The following is a 16,441-nucleotide window of genomic DNA, read 5'->3' as shown; positions in this document are numbered from 1 at the left end:
TCAGGAGAGCAGTTCGATCAGCTGCGCCTTCGTCAGGCGTGAGTAGCCCGTTCGTCCGGCGGAGCGCGCGCGTTCGCGCAGCTGCACGACGGTGAGGGCGCTCAGGTCCGCGTCGTCATCCGTGGGCTGCGGCGCGCCCGTGTCCGCGGGAGCGGCGAGCTCGGCGGCGAGCGCCTCATCGGCCGCATCCGCGTCGAGCTCGGCGCGCGCGGCAGCGGCCTCCGCGCGGCGTGCGGCCTTCTTGAGCGCCTTCGCCTCGGCTGCCTCCGCCGCTGCGCGCGCAGCGGAACTCTCCGCCTCCTGGGCCGCACGGCGCGCCTCGGCACGCAGCCGCGCCTTGCGATCGGCGGCGGCGACGGCCTTCGCAACGGCGCGTTCCAGGCGCCGCACCGCGCGTTCCGCGTGCTTCGTCACCGTGCGGGGCTTGCGGCGCAGCTTCTTCTTCGACACATCGGCGGCGTCGCGCGCCTCGTCGATGTACTCCTCGAGCCCGGCCGCCAGCTTCTTCGGGAGGTTCTTGGCCGTCTTGGCCGCCGTCTTGGCCGCCGCGGACGCGTCGGTGATGGCATCGCGCGCGGCGCGTTCGCTCTTGCTTGTCGTACCCATGGCCCACATCGTAGGGGTGCCATGTGAACCGCCGGGGAACCGGTGCCCTCCGGCCCGCGCCCCGCACACGATCGCTCACGATCGTTAACCTCTCGTTCACCTCTGCACCGCCGGCCGGTAAGAGTGCCTGTCTAGCGTCGGGGCGTGCCCTGCACCGGGCCCGCATTTCCCACACAACGTGAAGGATTCACAGTGAAGCTCACCCGTATCGCCCAGCTGGGCGCCATCGCGGCCGTCGCCGCCCTCGCCCTCACGGGCTGCGCGTCGTCCGGCAGCAACACGCCGGCCGAGAGCGCAAGCCCGACCGCCACCAGCTCGGACGTCGCCTTCCAGATCGACCCCAGCCTCAGCGGCACCATCACCGCCGGCGGATCGAGCGCCCAGTCCAACGCGCAGCAGGCCTGGACGACCGCGTACAACGCGACCGCCAAGAACGTGAAGATCAACTACGACAAGTCGCAGGGCTCGGGCGGCGGCGTCACGAACTTCCTCAGCGGCGCGTACGACTTCGCGGGTTCGGACTCGCCCCTCAACGCCGACCAGACGGCTCAGTCGAAGGCGCTGTGCACCGACGGTGCCGTGAACATCCCGATCTACCTCGACGGTGTCGCGATCGTCTTCAACATCCCCGGTGTCACCAAGCTGCAGCTGAGCGGCGAGACGATCGCGAAGATCTTCGCGCTGCAGATCACCGACTGGTCCGACCCGGCCATCACCAAGGACAACGGCACGGCGCTGCCGGCTGGCGCGATCACCACCGTGGCGCGCTCGGACGGCTCCGGCACGACCCAGAACTTCACCAACTACCTCGCCGCGACCCAGTCGTCGGTGTGGACCTTCCCCGCGGGCAAGGACTGGCCGGTTCAGGGCAACGTTTCGAAGCAGAAGGGCGGCTCGGGTGTCGTCGAGGCCGTCAAGGCCGGCTCCGGCACCATCGGCTACGCCGACCACTCCGCCATCGGCTCGCTGAACGCCGCGTCGATCCTCACCAACGGCACCGCGATCGCGTTCAGCGGTGACGCGGTCTCGAAGACGTTCGACGTCGCCGCTGTCGAGGCCTCCAACGGTGTTCCGGGAGACCTGTCGAAGAAGTTCGACTACTCCAAGCTGACGGCTGACACGTACCCGATCCCGCTGGTCTCCTACGCGGTCATCTGCTCCACGTTCAAGGATGCCAAGCAGGCCGAGCTCGTGAAGTCCTACCTCGGCTTCGTGACCAGCTCGCTCGGCCAGTCGGTGGCCGAGAAGAACGCCGGCTCCGCGCCGCTGCCGGCCTCCGTCCTCGCAGCCGCTGCGAAGACGCTCGCCGCGATCAAGTAACACCTCGTCCCGGTCCGGTCTGCGCGGCTCACGCTGCGCAGACCGGACCTGGCTGAGCAGGGTCGTCGATCCGCGATCGACGACCCTGCTGAGTCGGACACACACCCGGACTCAGCGATCCCGACCCGAGGAGTACACATGACCCTGCCCGACCCGGAGGGCCGTCGTGGCTGACGTCAAGACCGCACCCGCGCGCAAGCCGGCCTCCAACATCGTCGGTAAGCGTCGCGCCGGCGACTCGGTGTTCCTGGGCCTGTCGACCACGGCCGCCGTATCGATCATGATCATCCTCGCGGGCGTCGCGATCTTCCTCATCCTCAAGGGTCTTCCGGCTATCACCGCCAACTGGTCGCAGGGCGATCTCGCCGGCTACCAGAACGCCAACTGGTCGAGCTTCTGGGACTACGTCGCGCCGCTGCTGTGGGGAAGCATCTGGGCGGCGCTGATCGCCATGGTCCTCGGCACGCCCGTCGCCATCGGCATCGCCCTGTTCATCTCGCACTACGCGCCGCGACGGATCGCCGGCTTCCTCGGCTACATCATCGACCTGCTCGCGGCGGTGCCCTCCATCGTCTTCGGCCTGTGGGGCATCATCGTCATGCGCCCGCTGCTCCTGCCGCTCGCCGATTTCCTCAACCAGTACTTCGGCTGGATCCCCCTGTTCCAGGGTCCGGTATCGAGCACGGGCTCCACGATGCTCGCCGGTGGCGTCGTGCTCGCCGTGATGATCCTGCCGATCGTCACCTCCATCACGCGCGAGATCTTCCTGCAGACGCCGCGTCTGCACGAGGAGGCAGCCCTCGCCCTCGGCGCGACGCGATGGGAGATGGTGCGCCTCGCGGTGCTCCCCTACGCTCGCAGCGGCATGGTGTCGGCCACGCTGCTCGGGCTCGGCCGTGCGCTGGGCGAGACGATGGCGATCGCCCTGATCGTCTCGCCGAGCCTCATCTTCTCGGTGGCTCTGCTCACCGACGGCTACAACTCGCAGACGATCGCCGCCAACATCGCGCTCAACTTCCCGATCGCCACCGACCTGCAGCGCTCCGCGCTGATCGGCACCGGTCTGATGCTGTTCGTCGTCTCCCTCGCCGTGAACATGCTGGCCCGCTACATCATCGCGGCCACGGGTCCCGGCGCGAAGGGCCGCAAGAGAGGAAAGCGCTCGTGAGCGAGCTCACCACCCCCGTGGCCACGACGTCCACGCCGCCGCTGTCGCTCACCAGCGGTCAGCTGCCGCGGTTCATCGAGCCCATCGTGCTCGTCGTCTCGCTCGCGGTGATCGCCGCCCTCCAGCTCGTGCTCGGCGGCTTCAACGTCGCGACCTGGCTCATCCTCAGCGCGGTCGTCTACCTGATCGCCATCGGCGTCTTCTCGGCGATCGTCGAAGGCAGGCGCAAGTCGACCGACCGCGTCGTGCGCGGTCTGGTCACGGTGGCCTTCGTCCTGGCCGTTGCTCCGCTCATCTCGACGCTGTGGACCGTGTTCTCCAAAGGCATGGGCGTCATGTCGTGGGACTTCATCACCAAGGTGGGCGGGACCGCATTCGACCCCAACACCCTGGCCGTGGTCTCGACGCCCGGCGCACTGCAGGCCATCGTCGGAACGCTCATCATCACGGGGATCGCGGCGCTGATCTCGGTGCCGATCGGCATCCTCGCGGCGGTCTACCTCGTCGAGTACGCGCAGCCGAAGAACCCGCTGCGCCGCACGATCACGTTCCTGGTCGATGTGATGACCGGCATTCCGTCGATCGTCGCCGGTCTGTTCGCCTTCTCGCTTTTCGCCCTCATCGTCGGTCCGAAGGCATTCAGCGGATTCTCGGCATCCATCGCCCTCTCGGTGCTCATGATCCCGATCGTGATCCGCTCCACCGAGGAGATGCTGCGCCTGGTGCCCGCCGACCTCCGCGAGGCGTCGTTCGCCCTCGGCGTGCCGCGATCGATCACGATCATCAAGGTGGTCCTGCGCACCGCCGCCAGCGGCATCATCACCGGCGTCGTGCTCGCCGTGGCCCGTGTCATCGGCGAGACGGCGCCGATCTTCATCGCCGCGAGCTTCACCGACAACTTCAACTCCGACCCGTTCAACGGTGCGATGCAGACCCTGCCGGTCATGGCCTACACGGCCTACAGTTTCCCGGGGCAGGACATCGACGCCTCTCAGGCCCAGGCCTGGGGCGCGGCGCTGCTGCTGGTCATCCTCGTCGTCATCTTCAACCTGATCGCCCGGATCGTCGCGATGGTCTTCGCGCCGAAGGCACGCTAAGCAAGGAAGGCCCCTGTGTCCAAGCGCATCGAAGTCGAAAACCTCAACGTCTACTACGGCGATTTCCTCGCCGTGGAGGGCGTCTCCATGGAGATCGAGCCCCGCGCCGTCACGGCGTTCATCGGGCCGTCCGGCTGCGGCAAGTCCACGTTCCTGCGCACGCTCAACCGCATGCACGAGGTCATCCCCGGCGCCCGTGTCGAAGGCAAGGTCCTCGTCGACGGCGATGACCTGTACGGCAGCGGCGTGGACCCCGTGCTCGTGCGTCGTCACGTCGGCATGGTGTTCCAGCGGGCGAACCCGTTCCCGACCATGTCGATCAAGGAGAACGTGCTGGCCGGCGTGAAGCTCAACAACAAGCGCATTTCCAAGAGCGACGCCGACGCCCTCGTCGAACGCTCGCTGCAGGGCGCAAACCTCTGGAACGAGGTCAAGGACCGCCTCGACAAGCCCGGTGCGGGCCTGTCGGGCGGGCAGCAGCAGCGCTTGTGCATCGCGCGCGCGATCGCGGTCTCCCCCGACGTGCTGCTGATGGACGAGCCGTGCTCGGCCCTGGACCCGATCTCGACGTTCGCGATCGAGGAGCTCATCCAGGAGCTGAAGACGGAGTACACGATCGTCATCGTGACGCACAACATGCAGCAGGCATCGCGTGTGTCCGACAAGACGGCGTTCTTCAACATCGCCGGCACCGGCAAGCCCGGAAAGCTCATCGAGTACGACAACACCGACACCATCTTCACGGCCCCGTCCGTGCAGGCGACCGAGGACTACGTCTCCGGCCGCTTCGGCTGAATCGCCCGGCGGAGAACGACCACGGCAACCGAACTGCAAGGGTTTCGTAACGACACGCCGCGCGCGGCGGCATCCGCCCGGCGAGTCGCCTGACGGGCCTTGCAGTTCGGCACGCGGCGCCCGTCGGCAACACGTCCTGCACAGGCCGTGCGGTGTGCGGATTTGTCCACGGATGCCGAGAACCGAGCGGTCATGCCCGTGCGTACTGTGCAGGGTGTCGCCATGTGCGATGCGTCCCAGGCCGTCTTCACCACCGGAGCTCTCCTGCGCGGCGGCTTGTCGCGAAGCCAGTTGCGACAACACATCAGCGCGGGTACGTTCCACCGATGCCGCCGAGGCGTCTACACGACTGTCGCTGCCTGCGACGCTGCACGAGACATAGGCGCCCACGGCGGACGGTTCGCCTGCGTCACTGCGGCTCGGCACCTGGGGCTCTGGGTTCTGACCGACGATGCGCGGACGCACGTGTGGCTCTGCGACGGACAGCGGACCTACCATCCCCGCGGATGCGGCTGTGTCGAACACTGGGATGACGGCCCCCTCGGACGTGCCGGGACGAGCGCGTCCGTGCCGCGCGTCCTGCTGCAGATCCAGCGGTGCCACGGCGTCGAAGAGTTCTTCGTCGTGCTCGAATCGGCGCTGCGACTCGGTCTCATCGATGACGATGGTCGGCGGTGGCTGCACGAGCGGGTCGATGCCGCGGGGCGCGAAGCTCTCGCCCTCGCCCGCCACGATGCCGACAGCGGGCTGGAGTCGCTGCTGCGCTGGCGCCTTCGCCGCCTCGACCTGCGGGTGCAGACCCAGCGCACTGTCGTGGGCGTCGGGCGGGTCGACCTGCTGATCGGGGACCGACTTCTCATCGAAGCGGATGGCGTCGACAATCACGATGGTCCGTCGCACCGCCATAAGGACCTCGTGCGCGATGCCAACGCGGCCGCCTGGGGCCTGGTGACGTTGCGATTCGACTATGCCCTCATCGTGCACGACTGGGATCTCGTCGAAGCCGCGATCGTCGGCATGCTCGCGACGCTCGCGCAGGCGCCCCGGGTCACCATCTGACGCCCGCCTCCCCGCCGCCGCTGCGCTCCTCGCCTCCTCTCCTCGCGACGCAACTGCAAGGCGCAGATCTCGACACGCCGGTCACCGCAGGTCACCGCCGGCGTGTCGCCGCCGACGCCTCGCAGTTCGGCATCCGTCATGCCGCCGGGGACGCGGGGGACGCGGGGGACGCGGGGATGCGGGGGCGTCAGTCGCGCGGGCTCAGGAGGTACGCGTTCATGGATGCCGTGAGGGCGGCATCCCCCGCGAGTTCGCGCTCGTCGACCGCCGTGACCGGCGCGGCGAGGCGCACGCTCGACACGAGCCACGCGGCGTCGGCCGTCTGCAGTTCCGATACGGGGATCGTCTCGTAGCCGGTCTCGAATCCGCGCGCCTCGAGGTGCTCGAACAGGCTGAGCTGCGTGGTCCCATGCAGGATGCCGGCGTTCGGCGCGGGCGTGACGAAGCTGTTGCCGCGGCGAAGGATCAATGAGGCGGTGGGCGCCTCGAGCACGAAGCCGTCGCTCGTGATGAAGATCGCGTCGTCCGCACCGCGACGGTGCGCTTCGCGCAGGGCAGCCATGTTCACGGCATACGACAGCGTCTTGGCTCCCAGCAGCAGCCACGGCGCTCGCGCGGGGGTGTCGAGCGCGTACCCGCGATCCAGCGTGACAACGCGGATGCCGCGCGTGCGCGCCGCCGAGAAATCAGTGGCAGGCGCCGCCGTCACCCAGGCGGTCGGGGTCGGTCCGTGTTCGATCCCTCGACTCAGGATGAGCTTGATCACGGCCTCCCCTGCACCGCACGCGGCGGCGGCGAGGGCGACCGCCTGACGCCACTGCTCGAGGTGGGGATGCGGCAAATCGCACAGCTGGGCGGAGTGCGCGAGACGTGACAGGTGCGCCTCCACCTCCTGCGCGTGACCGTCGACGACCCCGATCGATTCGAAGATGCCGTCGCCGCGCTGAGTGCTGAGCTCCCCGACGGTCAGTGCGGGGGCGGCCGGATCGACCTCGGTGAACGTGCCCGCGAAATCGGAGCGAGTATCGCCACTGTCGGCGGGGTCGATCATCAACGCGAAGTGCCAAGCCATGACCCGAGCCTAGACCGCGGGAATAGCTCGCAGAGGCGGTCCGTTACACTGGAACAGCCGGGCCGCAGTAACCCCGGGCTCCATCTTTCGCCGCTCCGAGCGGCCTCGCGCCGAGAGGCGTTCTGCGGCCCGGCACTTCTCTGCCCGGACGTCCGAACGCTCCGTTTCGACTCGTCACTGCGCTCCTCGCTCAACGACCGGGTGAGGCGCCCGCCCCCGGTCACTGCGCTCCTCGCTCAACGATCGAAGATGCGCGACAGGCTCCCGGTCGTTGAGCGAGCGCAGCGAGTCGAAACGCCCCACGCCCCGCGCCCCACGCGACGCCGCACGCCCGGTCAGGTCAGCGCGTCGCGCCGCCACAGCCCGGCGCACGCCGTGAGATCGCCCGCGTAGGTGTCCAGACGCAGCGCCCGGGTGGTGAACGTACTCGCACGGTTCGGTTCGGTGTCGTCGTAGTCGTCGGCGAGGTCCGCGGCGCCGGCGGCCTCGACGCGGCAGAACGAGGCGGCGCGTTCCAGGGCGACGGCGAAGTCGCCGGTGAACACGCCGCGCAGGATCTCGTCGACCAGCGTCATCAGCTCCTCCGGCCCGGCCGGTGTCGGAGCTCCCGCGACGACATCGTCGACCGAGTGCAGCACCGTGCGCCCCCGCTCGTACAGCAGGGCGGCGGTCGCGGCATCGTCGCGCACCATCAGCTGCAGCAGGTAGAGACGCCACAGCGTCCCGGGCAGCGACTTCGCCGGGGAGTGCGACCACAGCTCAGCGACGGTCTCGAGGCCGTGGGCGTCGGTGAACGTGATCAACCGCTCGACGACGGCATCCGTGGGCTCGTCGCGCACGCGCGTGATCAGGGCGGATGCCGTGGCGTGCGCGATCCGCGACACGTCGGCCGGGTCGGTGGAGCCGAACCGACGGTCGAACGTGTCCGCCGGCCGATGGACGGGGCGGTGATAGTCCCGGGGCTCGTCGCTCATCGTTCCAGGCTACCGGCGGCCGCAGCGGTGGGCTCAGGCGGTGGTCGGGATGGCGATGATGGGCTTGGTGGTCGGATTGCCGTCGGGCGAGCCTCCGGCCTGTTCGATGGTCACGGCGATGGTGTCGCCGGGCTGCATCGTCCCGCTGAGCTCCGCGGTGGTCACCGAGCCGGACGCGTCGAAGGTGCCCGCCGCGATCGGCTGGGTTCCGCGCACGAACCACAGTTCGAAGGTGCGATCGTTCGGCAGCTCGGGCAACCCGTCGGCGACCAGCACCACTTTGCCGACACTGGCCGACCAGTGCGCCGTGGCCTCGCCGCCCTGGAAGCTGACCTGCGCCGACGAGGCGTCGGGGGCCGACTGGATCTGCTCCAGCGCGGTCACCGCGGCCGGCGTACGCCACAGGTTGGCCACGGCTCCGGTGCCCCACCCTATTGCGACGAGCAGTGCGACCGAGGCGACGAGAGCGAAAAGTCCGCGCGTCCAGTTTCGACGCTGCACCGCCTGCACCACTTCTGTCGGCGGCGCGACCGGAGCGGTTTCGGCGCGATCCTCCTCCTCGACGGTGGATGCCGCGGCATCCGCTGCGGTCGGCGACTCGTCGGTGTCGATCGCCCGCATCAGTCGCGAGCGGAGGTCCATCGGCGGAGCGACGGGCGGGATGCCGTCGGCCAGGACGTCGATGGTGGCCGCGTCGAGGCGGGCGACCTGTTCCCACTCGGGGTGCGCGGCCAGGGCAGCCTGATAGGCGCGCTCGTCGTCGAGCGACAGCGCGTTCAGCGCGTGCCCTGCCGAGAGCTCGGCAAACTCGTCTGCTCCGATGTCTCGGTACTCGCGGTCGTTCATGACGTCACCCCCATCTCCTGCCTCAGGCGCGACAAACCGTCGCGCATTCTTGTTTTGATCGTCCCCAGGGGCGATCCCACCAGTGCGGCGATCTCGCTCTGAGAATATCCCCCGACATACGACAGCAGCAGTGCTTCGCGCTGCGCATCGGGAAGTGCGTCCATCGCTCGGGCGACGCGCCTGCTTTCGATACGCAGGGCGACCTGATCGTCGACGCTGTCCTGGCCGCTGTTCAGTTCGCGCAGTCCCGCCTTCTCGTCGCGCTCGGTGCTGGCGCGTGTGGAACGCACCCGGTCGACGGCGCGACGGTGGGCGATGGTGAGGACCCAGGACCGTCCCTGTCCCTTGTTCGGAGCGAAGCCCGAAGCGGATTGCCACACCTCGAGAAACACGTCCTGGAGCACTTCTTCGCTGAGCGCTCGGTTCACGAGCACGCGCAGGATGAGTCCGAACGCGCGCGGCGCGAGCATGTCGTAGAGCTGTCCGAACGCGGCGCGGTCGCCCGCGGCGACGCGCACCAGAAGCTCCCCGGCGTGATCGCGTGCCGGCGAATCCTCGGGTACGTCCACACCGTCGATGACCATCTCTCTCAGCATGCCGTATCACCGTCCTCCTGTCGTGCAGCCCGCGCGCGGGTGGCGCGGAAAGACCGCGTGTGCTACGACCGCGCCTCCCGGCGCTGAGCGCCCGTCGGCCGGCAGATTCTCGGAGCCCGACCGTTGTTCGGCGTCCGCGACCGATCGGATTGATCTCGGACCAGATCGAACGGATCCGAACTTTCTCCGATCCGATATCTCTCGGGCTCCGAAGGACCTGTCGAGACCGCACCACGCGGCTCGGCAGGACTAACCATTCCGCTCACATGGAGGACATCATGCTCAGCAAGACGAAGAAGATCACTGCCGCTCTGACGCTCACCCTCGCCGGCGCTTTCGCCCTGTCGGCATGTTCGATGGGTTCGTCGTCGACCTCGGCGACCACGCCCCCCGCGATGAGCGAAGAGACGCAGTCGATGGCTCCGTCTCCGTCGACCATGGACCCCGCCGCCAACCTCGTCGGCCCCGGCTGCGCCGCCTACGCCGAGGCTGTCCCGTCCGGCTCCGGCTCCGTCGAGGGGATGTCGCAGGCCCCCGTCGCCACGGCCGCCTCGAACAACCCGCTGCTGAAGACGCTCGTCGCCGCAGTCAGCGGCCAGCTGAACCCCGACGTAAACCTGGTCGACACGCTCAACGGCAGCCAGTTCACGGTCTTCGCGCCCGTCGATGACGCGTTCGCCAAGATCGACGCCGCCACGATCGACTCCCTGAAGACCGACAGCGCCACGCTGACCAAGATCCTCACGTACCACGTGGTTCCCGGCCAGCTCGCCCCGTCGGAGATCGACGGCACCCACAAGACCGTCGAGGGCGGCGACGTCACCGTCACCGGCTCGGGCGACAACATCATGGTCAATGGCGCCAAGGTCATCTGCGGTGGCGTCCAGACCGCCAACGCCACGGTGTACCTGATCGACTCGGTGCTCATGCCCACCAACTGATCGTTTCGATCACCCCCGGTCGAGGCCGCCGGCGCACTGCGCGTCGGCGGCCTCGTCGCGTCATCCGTGTCGTGCCGCACGCGAACGCCAGTTCTGCGGTGCCCTTTCGAGGGTGGCGATCGCGTGGCAGTTACGGCACCTCACATCGCACTTGTCGACTTCGTCCTGAATGATCCGGATACTGAATCCCTCTTTGACCAGCTGCATGACGTCCTTGCGCTTGGAGCTCTGGGGCCTGTGGTCGAAATCGAGAACCCGAATGTCGCCGATCCCGCAGTCCACGCACGGATGAGAACGCAGGTAGGAGAGCAGATGCTCTTTCGCCTCGATCCGACGCCTCGCCGTGCGAGCGACGACGACGCGCACATGTCGTTCACGATTCGCCGCGTAGTAACGCCGCGAAGACGCGCGGTTGCATTCGCGGCACGTCTCCTGAAGGCCATCCGGACGCCGCCGCTTGCGATTGAACTCCGTGAGCGACTTCGTCTCGTGACACGTGCCGCACTCTTTGGCAGTACCTGAACTGAGGACTTCTCGCGACGTCATGACGATGGTGTACAACCACCGTCGGACATCGCTGTGTGGTGCCCCCACAGGGACTCGAACCCTGGACCCACGGATTAACCTGCTGCACGAGGTTTCCCCCGCCACCGTTCTACCGGCTTGCAGTCTGGACTATATCTTCACCTTCGGCCTGACCGGTCAGGTGCGCCGCGTGTAGTCTCTGAGGTTCCCTTGCGGTTACCTGCTGATTACCCAATCCCTCGGATTGTCACTGTCGGATGACACACATCCGACGAGTACCTCGGGCTCTCAGGGCGTCCCAGCATATAGCGGCGGTCATCCAGCGCATTTCTACACTGGCGCTCCATTGTGTTCTGTTGAAGTCCGTTGCTCTAACCAACTGAGCTATAGGGGCGGGATCAGCCTAGCAAGCGCTCAGCACCACGGCATCCATCGCCCGACTACTCTCGGAACGTGGACGATCAGACACCGGACGTCGATGCCGGGACCGTGCTCGATGAGCGCTACCGCATCGACGCGCTCATCGGCACCGGCGGTATGTCCCGCGTCTACGCGGCCCGCGACCTCCTGCTCGGCCGCACCGTGGCGATCAAGATCATCACGGCGACGGACGACGACCTCGATGCCGGGCAGCGGGTGCGCGCAGAGACCGCCGCGCTGGCCGCGCTCACCCACCCCCACCTGGTCGTTCTGCACGATGCGCGCCTGACCGGCCCTGGCCCGCGCTATCTCGTGATGGAACGCATCGACGGCCCGTCGCTGTCGGCGCGGCTGTCGGACGGCCCCATGACGGATGCCGAGGTCACCCGCATCGCCGGCGAACTCGCCGACGCGCTGAGCGCGGTGCACGCCGCCGGCATCGTCCACCGCGACGTCAAACCGTCGAACATCCTGCTCGCTCCGAGCACGGCGCCTGCCCGGCCGCCGCGGGCGAAGCTCGCCGACTTCGGCATCGCACACCTGCTCGGCTCCGATCGCATCACCCAGCCCGGCTCCCTCATCGGCACAGCGGCCTACCTGGCACCCGAGGTCGCGCTCGGGAACGCGCCCGCCCCGGCATCCGACGTCTACGCGCTCGGACTCGTCCTCCTCGAGGCGCTCACCGGGACGCGCGCCTTCCCCTCCGCTCAGGGCGCCGCGCAGGTGCTCGCCCGACTTGCGCAGGATCCCGCGATTCCCGATCATCTGTCTCCGCTCTGGGCGGAGCTTCTGCGGGCCATGCTCAGCCGCGACCCGGCTGCACGCCCGAGCGCCGCGGCCATCTCCGACACGCTCGCCGGTCCCCCGCGCGAAACCAGCAACGACGAGACCCGTGTTCTCGCCGCGCCGCAGCCGCCCACCGAGCCGGCAGCCGTCGCGGCGGCACGGTTCGAGCACGCGGGAGCGACCGAGCGACAATGGTGGCGACGGACGGGCGTCCTCGTCGGCGGGGGCGCGGCGGTGATGGCGATCGTCGTCGCGCTGGCGGCGTGGTCGGGACTGTCCGGTGCACCGACCGTCGATCCCTCACCGACGGGAGTCGTGGACACGACCCCGACGCCCGCCGTGACCGATGCGAACACCGTCTCGAACCCTGAGAAGGCACCCGCGACCCCCGCGGCCCCGAAAGACAACGGAAACGGCAAAGGAGGCGGCCCCGGCGGCAACAACGGCGGTGGCAAGGGCGGCGGGCCGGGCAAGGGCGGCGGCTGAGCGCCGCCTGCCCCCCGGGTCCGATGCCGTGATCAGCTGCCCTGGACGGTGAAGGACACCGCCTGCACGATCTCTCCGATGACCCACACGATGAGCGAGATCGAGGCGATGAAGCCGACGACCGTCGCCGCGATCCAGGTCCACAGCGGCGCCCAGCCGCCGGCGACGGTGCGACGGCGCAGCACCACGGCGCGGCCGATCATGTAGACCGCGGATCCGAGGCCGAGCAGCACGAAGAACGACCACGCCCAGCCGAAGGGGGCGACGACGCCGCGGCGTTTCAGCTCGCGCCAGTCCAGCCAGCTGAACACGACGAACGCGGCGTAGAACACCCACCCGATCAGGGAGATGCCCAACGTGCGCGCCTCCCACGACATCAGCTCCGCCGGCACGCCGGTCATCCCCGACGAGGCCTCGCGCGACATCGCCACGACGGCTGCGATGTAGCCGTTCCAGTCGATGAGGAAGACCGACAGGATCGGCAGAACGGATGCCGCGACGGCCAGCCAGACCCACACCGTACTGGTCGGAACATCGACGACGGGCGGGGTGGACCCCGGGCCGGCGTAGGCGGGTGCGGCAGGATAGGCCGCAGAGCCGCCCATCGCCGGCGCGGCCTGCGGGGAGGAAGTCGGCGGCCCGACGGTCGCTGCAGGGGCGACGGCGCTGGTCGGCGCTCCGGGCGTGGGGGCATACTCGCCGAACCGGGGCGCCGGGGCGGTCTGCGCCGTCCACTGCGTCCCGTCCCACCAGCGGCGGGCCGCGGCGTCGGCCGGGTCGGGGTACCAACCGGCCGGGGCGCTCACGCTGCCACTCCGACCAGCTCGGCGCCCGCGTGGGCGAGCTCAGCAAGCGCAGCAGCGGAGGTCTCCGACGCGACACCCGCGACGAGCTCCGTGAGAACGCGCACGTGGAGTCCGTGTTCGATCGCGTCGAGCGCTGACGCGCGCACGCAGTAGTCGGTGGCGAGCCCCGCGACGTCCACGTCCGTGACGCCGTGCACGCTCAGCAGCGACGACACCTTCTCACCGGCATCCGTGGTTCCTTCGAACAGCGAGTAGGCGGGCATGCCCTGTCCCTTCTTCACGTGGTGGGTCACGGCATCCGTGACGAGTTCGGCGTCGTAGTCGGCCCCGGGCGTGTCGGCGACGCAGTGCACCGGCCAGGTGTCGACGAAGTCGGGGGCGGCATCGGTCGCGAAGTGACCGCCGTTGTCGGTGTGGCCTTCATGCCAGTCACGCGACGCGATGATGAGGTCATAGTCGGCGGCGTGGGCGGACAGGTATGCCGTCAGGCCGCGCGCGACCGCGTCGCCACCGGCGACGGCGAGCGCCCCGCCCTCCGTGAAGTCGTTTTGGACATCGACGATGAACAGTGCTCTGGTCATACCACCGAGGCTAACCCTTCGGCACCGCTGCGGTCAGCGCTGCCCGTTCACAACCCCCGCGCGTCGTTCCGGTTCTGCCGCCGCGACCGGCGTGTCGCGGCCTCAGCCGCAGGAATGGAGGAGTTCGGAGCAGCGTCGAGGTCCGAGCGCGCGAGCCGCGAGGGCCACCAGATCCGCCGCCCGGGGTCGTAGGTCGCCGCCGGCACCAGCAGCGAGCGCACGACGAAGGTGTCCAGCAGCACCCCGAAGGCGACGATGAACGCGAGCTGGGCGAGGAACAGGATCGGAATCACCCCGAGCGCGGCGAAGGTGGCCGCCAGCACGAGTCCGGCCGACGTGATCACGCCCCCCGTCGCGACGAGTCCGCGCAGGATGCCGGGGCGTGTGCCGTGCCGCTTCGACTCCTCCCGCACGCGCGACATGAGGAAGATGTTGTAATCGACGCCCAGAGCCACGAGGAAGACGAAGCCGTACAGGGGCACCGCCGGATCGGCTCCCGGGAAGTGGAACAGGTTGTCGAAGACCAGCGCGCTGACTCCGAGCGCGGCACCGAACGAGAGGATCACGCTCAGGATCAGGATGACCGGGGCGACGACCGCTCGCAGCAGCAGCATGAGGATGACGAGGATGACAGCCAGGATCACCGGGATGATGAGAGTGCGGTCGCGGACCGACGTGTCGTTCGTGTCGAGATCGATCGCCGTGGGTCCGCCGACCAGTGCGACGTTCGCGCCGAGCTCGCTCGTGAAGGTCGTCCGCAGGTCGCGCACGGTCTGCTCCGCCGCGAGCGAGTCGGCCTCATCCGACAGCGTCGCCACCAGCAGCACGTCACCGTCGACCACCGTCGGCTCAGGCGGGGTGGCGCTCGGCGGACCGGCCAGCGTGTACACCGGGGTGCCGCCCTGCACCGAGACGCCGACCTGACCCGAGGCGATGTCTTTGGCGGTCGCCGCGACGGACTCGATGCCGGGCGCCTTCTCGAGCACGGTCACGGCATCCGCGACGCGATCCTGGGGCACGACGATGTACGCGGGGCTCCCCGACCCCGCAGCGAAGTGCTGCGCGAGGACGTCCTGCCCGTCTCGAGCCTGCGAGGCTCCCAGCACCAGGTCGCTCTGCGGCACGCCGTCGGCCTTGAGCTGCAGCACCCCGACAGATGCCGCGAGCAGCACGACCGTCGAGATGATCCACACCGGCCGCGCGTGGCGCGCGACCAGGCGCGCCTGGCGACCCCAGAAGCCGCGAACGGGAGCGCTCGGGTCGGTGACGAGACGCTCGGCGTTGTCGCCCGGGTCGCCGTCAGCGCCCTTCGGGATGAACGGCCAGAAGGCCGCCCGGCCGAAGATCGCGAGCAGCGCGGGCAGGAAGGTGAGAGCGGACAGCACCGCGAAGGCGATGCCGATCGAGGCGATCGGCCCGAGCGCGCGGTTGCTGGCGAGGTCGCTGAGCAGCAGGCAGAGCAGGCCCGCGATCACGGTGCCGCCGGAGGCGATGATCGGCTCGAAGGCGCCGCGCCAGGCCATGAGCGCGGCATCCCAGCGCTTCGCCCCCGTGCCGATCGCTTCGCGGAAACGTGCGGTGTAGAGCAGGGCGTAGTCCGTGGCGGCACCGATCACGAGGATGAAAAGGATGCCCTGGACCTGTCCGTTGAGCACGAAGATGCCGGCCTTGGCCAGCCACCAGACCGTCAGCAGCGCGACGCACAGCGCGAACGTCGAGGTCAGCAGCACGAGGATCGGCAGCAGCGACGATCGGTAGACGATGACGAGGATGATGAACACGGCGCCGAGCGCGACGGCGAGCAGAATCCCGTCGATGCCGAGGAACCCGGCCACCAGATCGGCGGTGAAGCCGGCGGGCCCGGTCACCCACGCCTCCAGGCCCGTCGGGAGGTTCTTCTCGATGCTCTCGCGGACGGCCGTGACCGTCTCACCGACGTCGCCCGAGGTCGAGATCGGCACGAAGAACTGCACCGCCTCGCCGTCGTCGGACGGGATCGCCGGCGAGACCTGCTCGACGCCCTCGACGTCGGAGATCGTGGCGGCGAGTTCGGTGATCTGGGTGAGCTGGGCGGCGCTCAGCGCTCCCTCATCGGTGACGACCACCACGGCCGGGATGCTGTCGCCGCCGGTGAACTGCGAGAGCCGCTCCTGCACCTGCGTCGACTCCGCCGACGACGGCAGGAACGAGGACTGATCGTTGGTGGCGACCTCGTCGACCTTGCCGAAGTACGGGCCACCGATGGAGCCGCCCACCAACCAGATGAGGACGAGCAGCACAGGAGTGCCGATACGCAGCCAGCGGGTGGGGGTGCCGGTGCGACGAGTCATGTCGCTAGCTTATCTAGTAATAATCCGAGCGCG

The 16,441-nt window shown here is 68.9% G+C and carries 16 protein-coding genes; 7 read left to right on the top strand and 9 right to left on the bottom strand.

Annotation, left to right across the window (positions count from 1 at the left end):
* On the bottom strand, nt 1–606 hold the full coding sequence (locus HMPREF1529_RS08370; protein ID WP_232212085.1) for a Rho termination factor N-terminal domain-containing protein: 606 nt from the start codon (nt 604–606) through the stop codon (nt 1–3).
* Nucleotides 607–798: 192 nt separating this feature from the next.
* Here HMPREF1529_RS08370 and HMPREF1529_RS08365 point away from each other — a divergent pair, with 192 nt between their 5' ends.
* The 5 genes from HMPREF1529_RS08365 (at nt 799) to HMPREF1529_RS16310 (ending at nt 6,045) form a co-directional block, all read left to right on the top strand.
* Nucleotides 799–1,926, top strand: coding sequence for a phosphate ABC transporter substrate-binding protein PstS (locus HMPREF1529_RS08365; RefSeq protein WP_005051159.1), 1,128 nt, complete (start codon nt 799–801; stop codon nt 1,924–1,926).
* A 166-nt stretch (nt 1,927–2,092) separates the two neighbouring features.
* Nucleotides 2,093–3,094 carry a phosphate ABC transporter permease subunit PstC gene (gene pstC, locus HMPREF1529_RS08360; protein ID WP_005051160.1) on the top strand — a complete coding sequence of 334 codons (1,002 nt, stop codon included), beginning with the start codon at nt 2,093–2,095 and terminating at the stop codon, nt 3,092–3,094.
* Nucleotides 3,091–4,191 carry a phosphate ABC transporter permease PstA gene (pstA, locus tag HMPREF1529_RS08355; protein ID WP_016464479.1) on the top strand — a complete coding sequence of 367 codons (1,101 nt, stop codon included), beginning with the start codon at nt 3,091–3,093 and terminating at the stop codon, nt 4,189–4,191. Before pstC ends, pstA begins: the two co-directional genes overlap by 4 nt.
* A 15-nt stretch (nt 4,192–4,206) precedes the next feature.
* The gene (gene pstB / locus HMPREF1529_RS08350) at nt 4,207–4,986 is read left to right on the top strand and encodes a phosphate ABC transporter ATP-binding protein PstB (protein WP_005051164.1); all 780 of its coding nucleotides are present in this window, start codon (nt 4,207–4,209) and stop codon (nt 4,984–4,986) included.
* Between the two features lie 567 nt (nt 4,987–5,553).
* A complete protein-coding gene (locus HMPREF1529_RS16310; protein ID WP_016464478.1) occupies nt 5,554–6,045 on the top strand; it encodes a DUF559 domain-containing protein in 492 nt (163 codons plus the stop codon).
* Between the two features lie 187 nt (nt 6,046–6,232).
* Here the strand turns inward: HMPREF1529_RS16310 and HMPREF1529_RS08340 are convergent, their stop codons facing one another.
* From HMPREF1529_RS08340 to sigK, 4 genes are all read right to left on the bottom strand, one after another.
* Nucleotides 6,233–7,117 carry an aminodeoxychorismate lyase gene (locus tag HMPREF1529_RS08340; RefSeq protein ID WP_016464477.1) on the bottom strand — a complete coding sequence of 295 codons (885 nt, stop codon included), beginning with the start codon at nt 7,115–7,117 and terminating at the stop codon, nt 6,233–6,235.
* Between the two features lie 335 nt (nt 7,118–7,452).
* Nucleotides 7,453–8,091 (bottom strand): hypothetical protein, encoded by a 639-nt coding sequence (locus HMPREF1529_RS08335; protein ID WP_016464476.1) that lies wholly within the window; start codon nt 8,089–8,091, stop codon nt 7,453–7,455.
* Between the two features lie 33 nt (nt 8,092–8,124).
* On the bottom strand, nt 8,125–8,937 hold the full coding sequence (locus HMPREF1529_RS08330) for an anti-sigma factor (protein WP_016464475.1): 813 nt from the start codon (nt 8,935–8,937) through the stop codon (nt 8,125–8,127).
* Entirely contained in the window at nt 8,934–9,533 is a 600-nt protein-coding gene (sigK, locus tag HMPREF1529_RS08325) for an ECF RNA polymerase sigma factor SigK (RefSeq protein ID WP_016464474.1), read from the bottom strand. The genes HMPREF1529_RS08330 and sigK overlap by 4 nt, the downstream gene beginning before the upstream one ends.
* 278 nt (nt 9,534–9,811) lie before the next feature.
* Between sigK and HMPREF1529_RS08320 the strand changes: the two genes are divergently transcribed.
* Nucleotides 9,812–10,474, top strand: a complete 663-nt coding sequence (locus HMPREF1529_RS08320; RefSeq protein ID WP_005051175.1) for a fasciclin domain-containing protein — start codon at nt 9,812–9,814, stop codon at nt 10,472–10,474.
* Between the two features lie 60 nt (nt 10,475–10,534).
* Here HMPREF1529_RS08320 and HMPREF1529_RS15850 read toward each other — a convergent pair whose 3' ends face one another.
* The gene (locus HMPREF1529_RS15850) at nt 10,535–11,020 is read right to left on the bottom strand and encodes a hypothetical protein (RefSeq protein WP_232212084.1); all 486 of its coding nucleotides are present in this window, start codon (nt 11,018–11,020) and stop codon (nt 10,535–10,537) included.
* A 432-nt stretch (nt 11,021–11,452) separates the two neighbouring features.
* Between HMPREF1529_RS15850 and HMPREF1529_RS08310 the strand changes: the two genes are divergently transcribed.
* Nucleotides 11,453–12,691: a serine/threonine-protein kinase gene (locus HMPREF1529_RS08310; RefSeq protein ID WP_016464473.1), complete on the top strand. Its 1,239-nt coding sequence runs from the start codon at nt 11,453–11,455 to the stop codon at nt 12,689–12,691.
* Nucleotides 12,692–12,723: 32 nt separating this feature from the next.
* Here the strand turns inward: HMPREF1529_RS08310 and HMPREF1529_RS08305 are convergent, their stop codons facing one another.
* From HMPREF1529_RS08305 to HMPREF1529_RS08295, 3 genes are read right to left on the bottom strand one after another with little or no spacing between them, the layout of a single operon-like run.
* Entirely contained in the window at nt 12,724–13,497 is a 774-nt protein-coding gene (locus HMPREF1529_RS08305) for a DUF2510 domain-containing protein (RefSeq protein WP_016464472.1), read from the bottom strand.
* On the bottom strand, nt 13,494–14,078 hold the full coding sequence (locus HMPREF1529_RS08300) for an isochorismatase family protein (RefSeq protein ID WP_016464471.1): 585 nt from the start codon (nt 14,076–14,078) through the stop codon (nt 13,494–13,496). Before HMPREF1529_RS08300 ends, HMPREF1529_RS08305 begins: the two co-directional genes overlap by 4 nt.
* Nucleotides 14,079–14,125: 47 nt before the next feature.
* Complete coding sequence (locus tag HMPREF1529_RS08295) at nt 14,126–16,408, bottom strand: MMPL family transporter (RefSeq protein WP_016464470.1); 2,283 nt, start codon at nt 16,406–16,408, stop codon at nt 14,126–14,128.
* Nucleotides 16,409–16,441: the final 33 nt, after the last annotated feature.

The organism is Microbacterium sp. oral taxon 186 str. F0373 (genome assembly GCF_000411455.1).
GTDB lineage: Bacteria > Actinomycetota > Actinomycetes > Actinomycetales > Microbacteriaceae > Microbacterium.
Note: the sequence above shows the minus strand (reverse complement) of the source record. Positions and strands in the feature narration are given on the sequence as shown.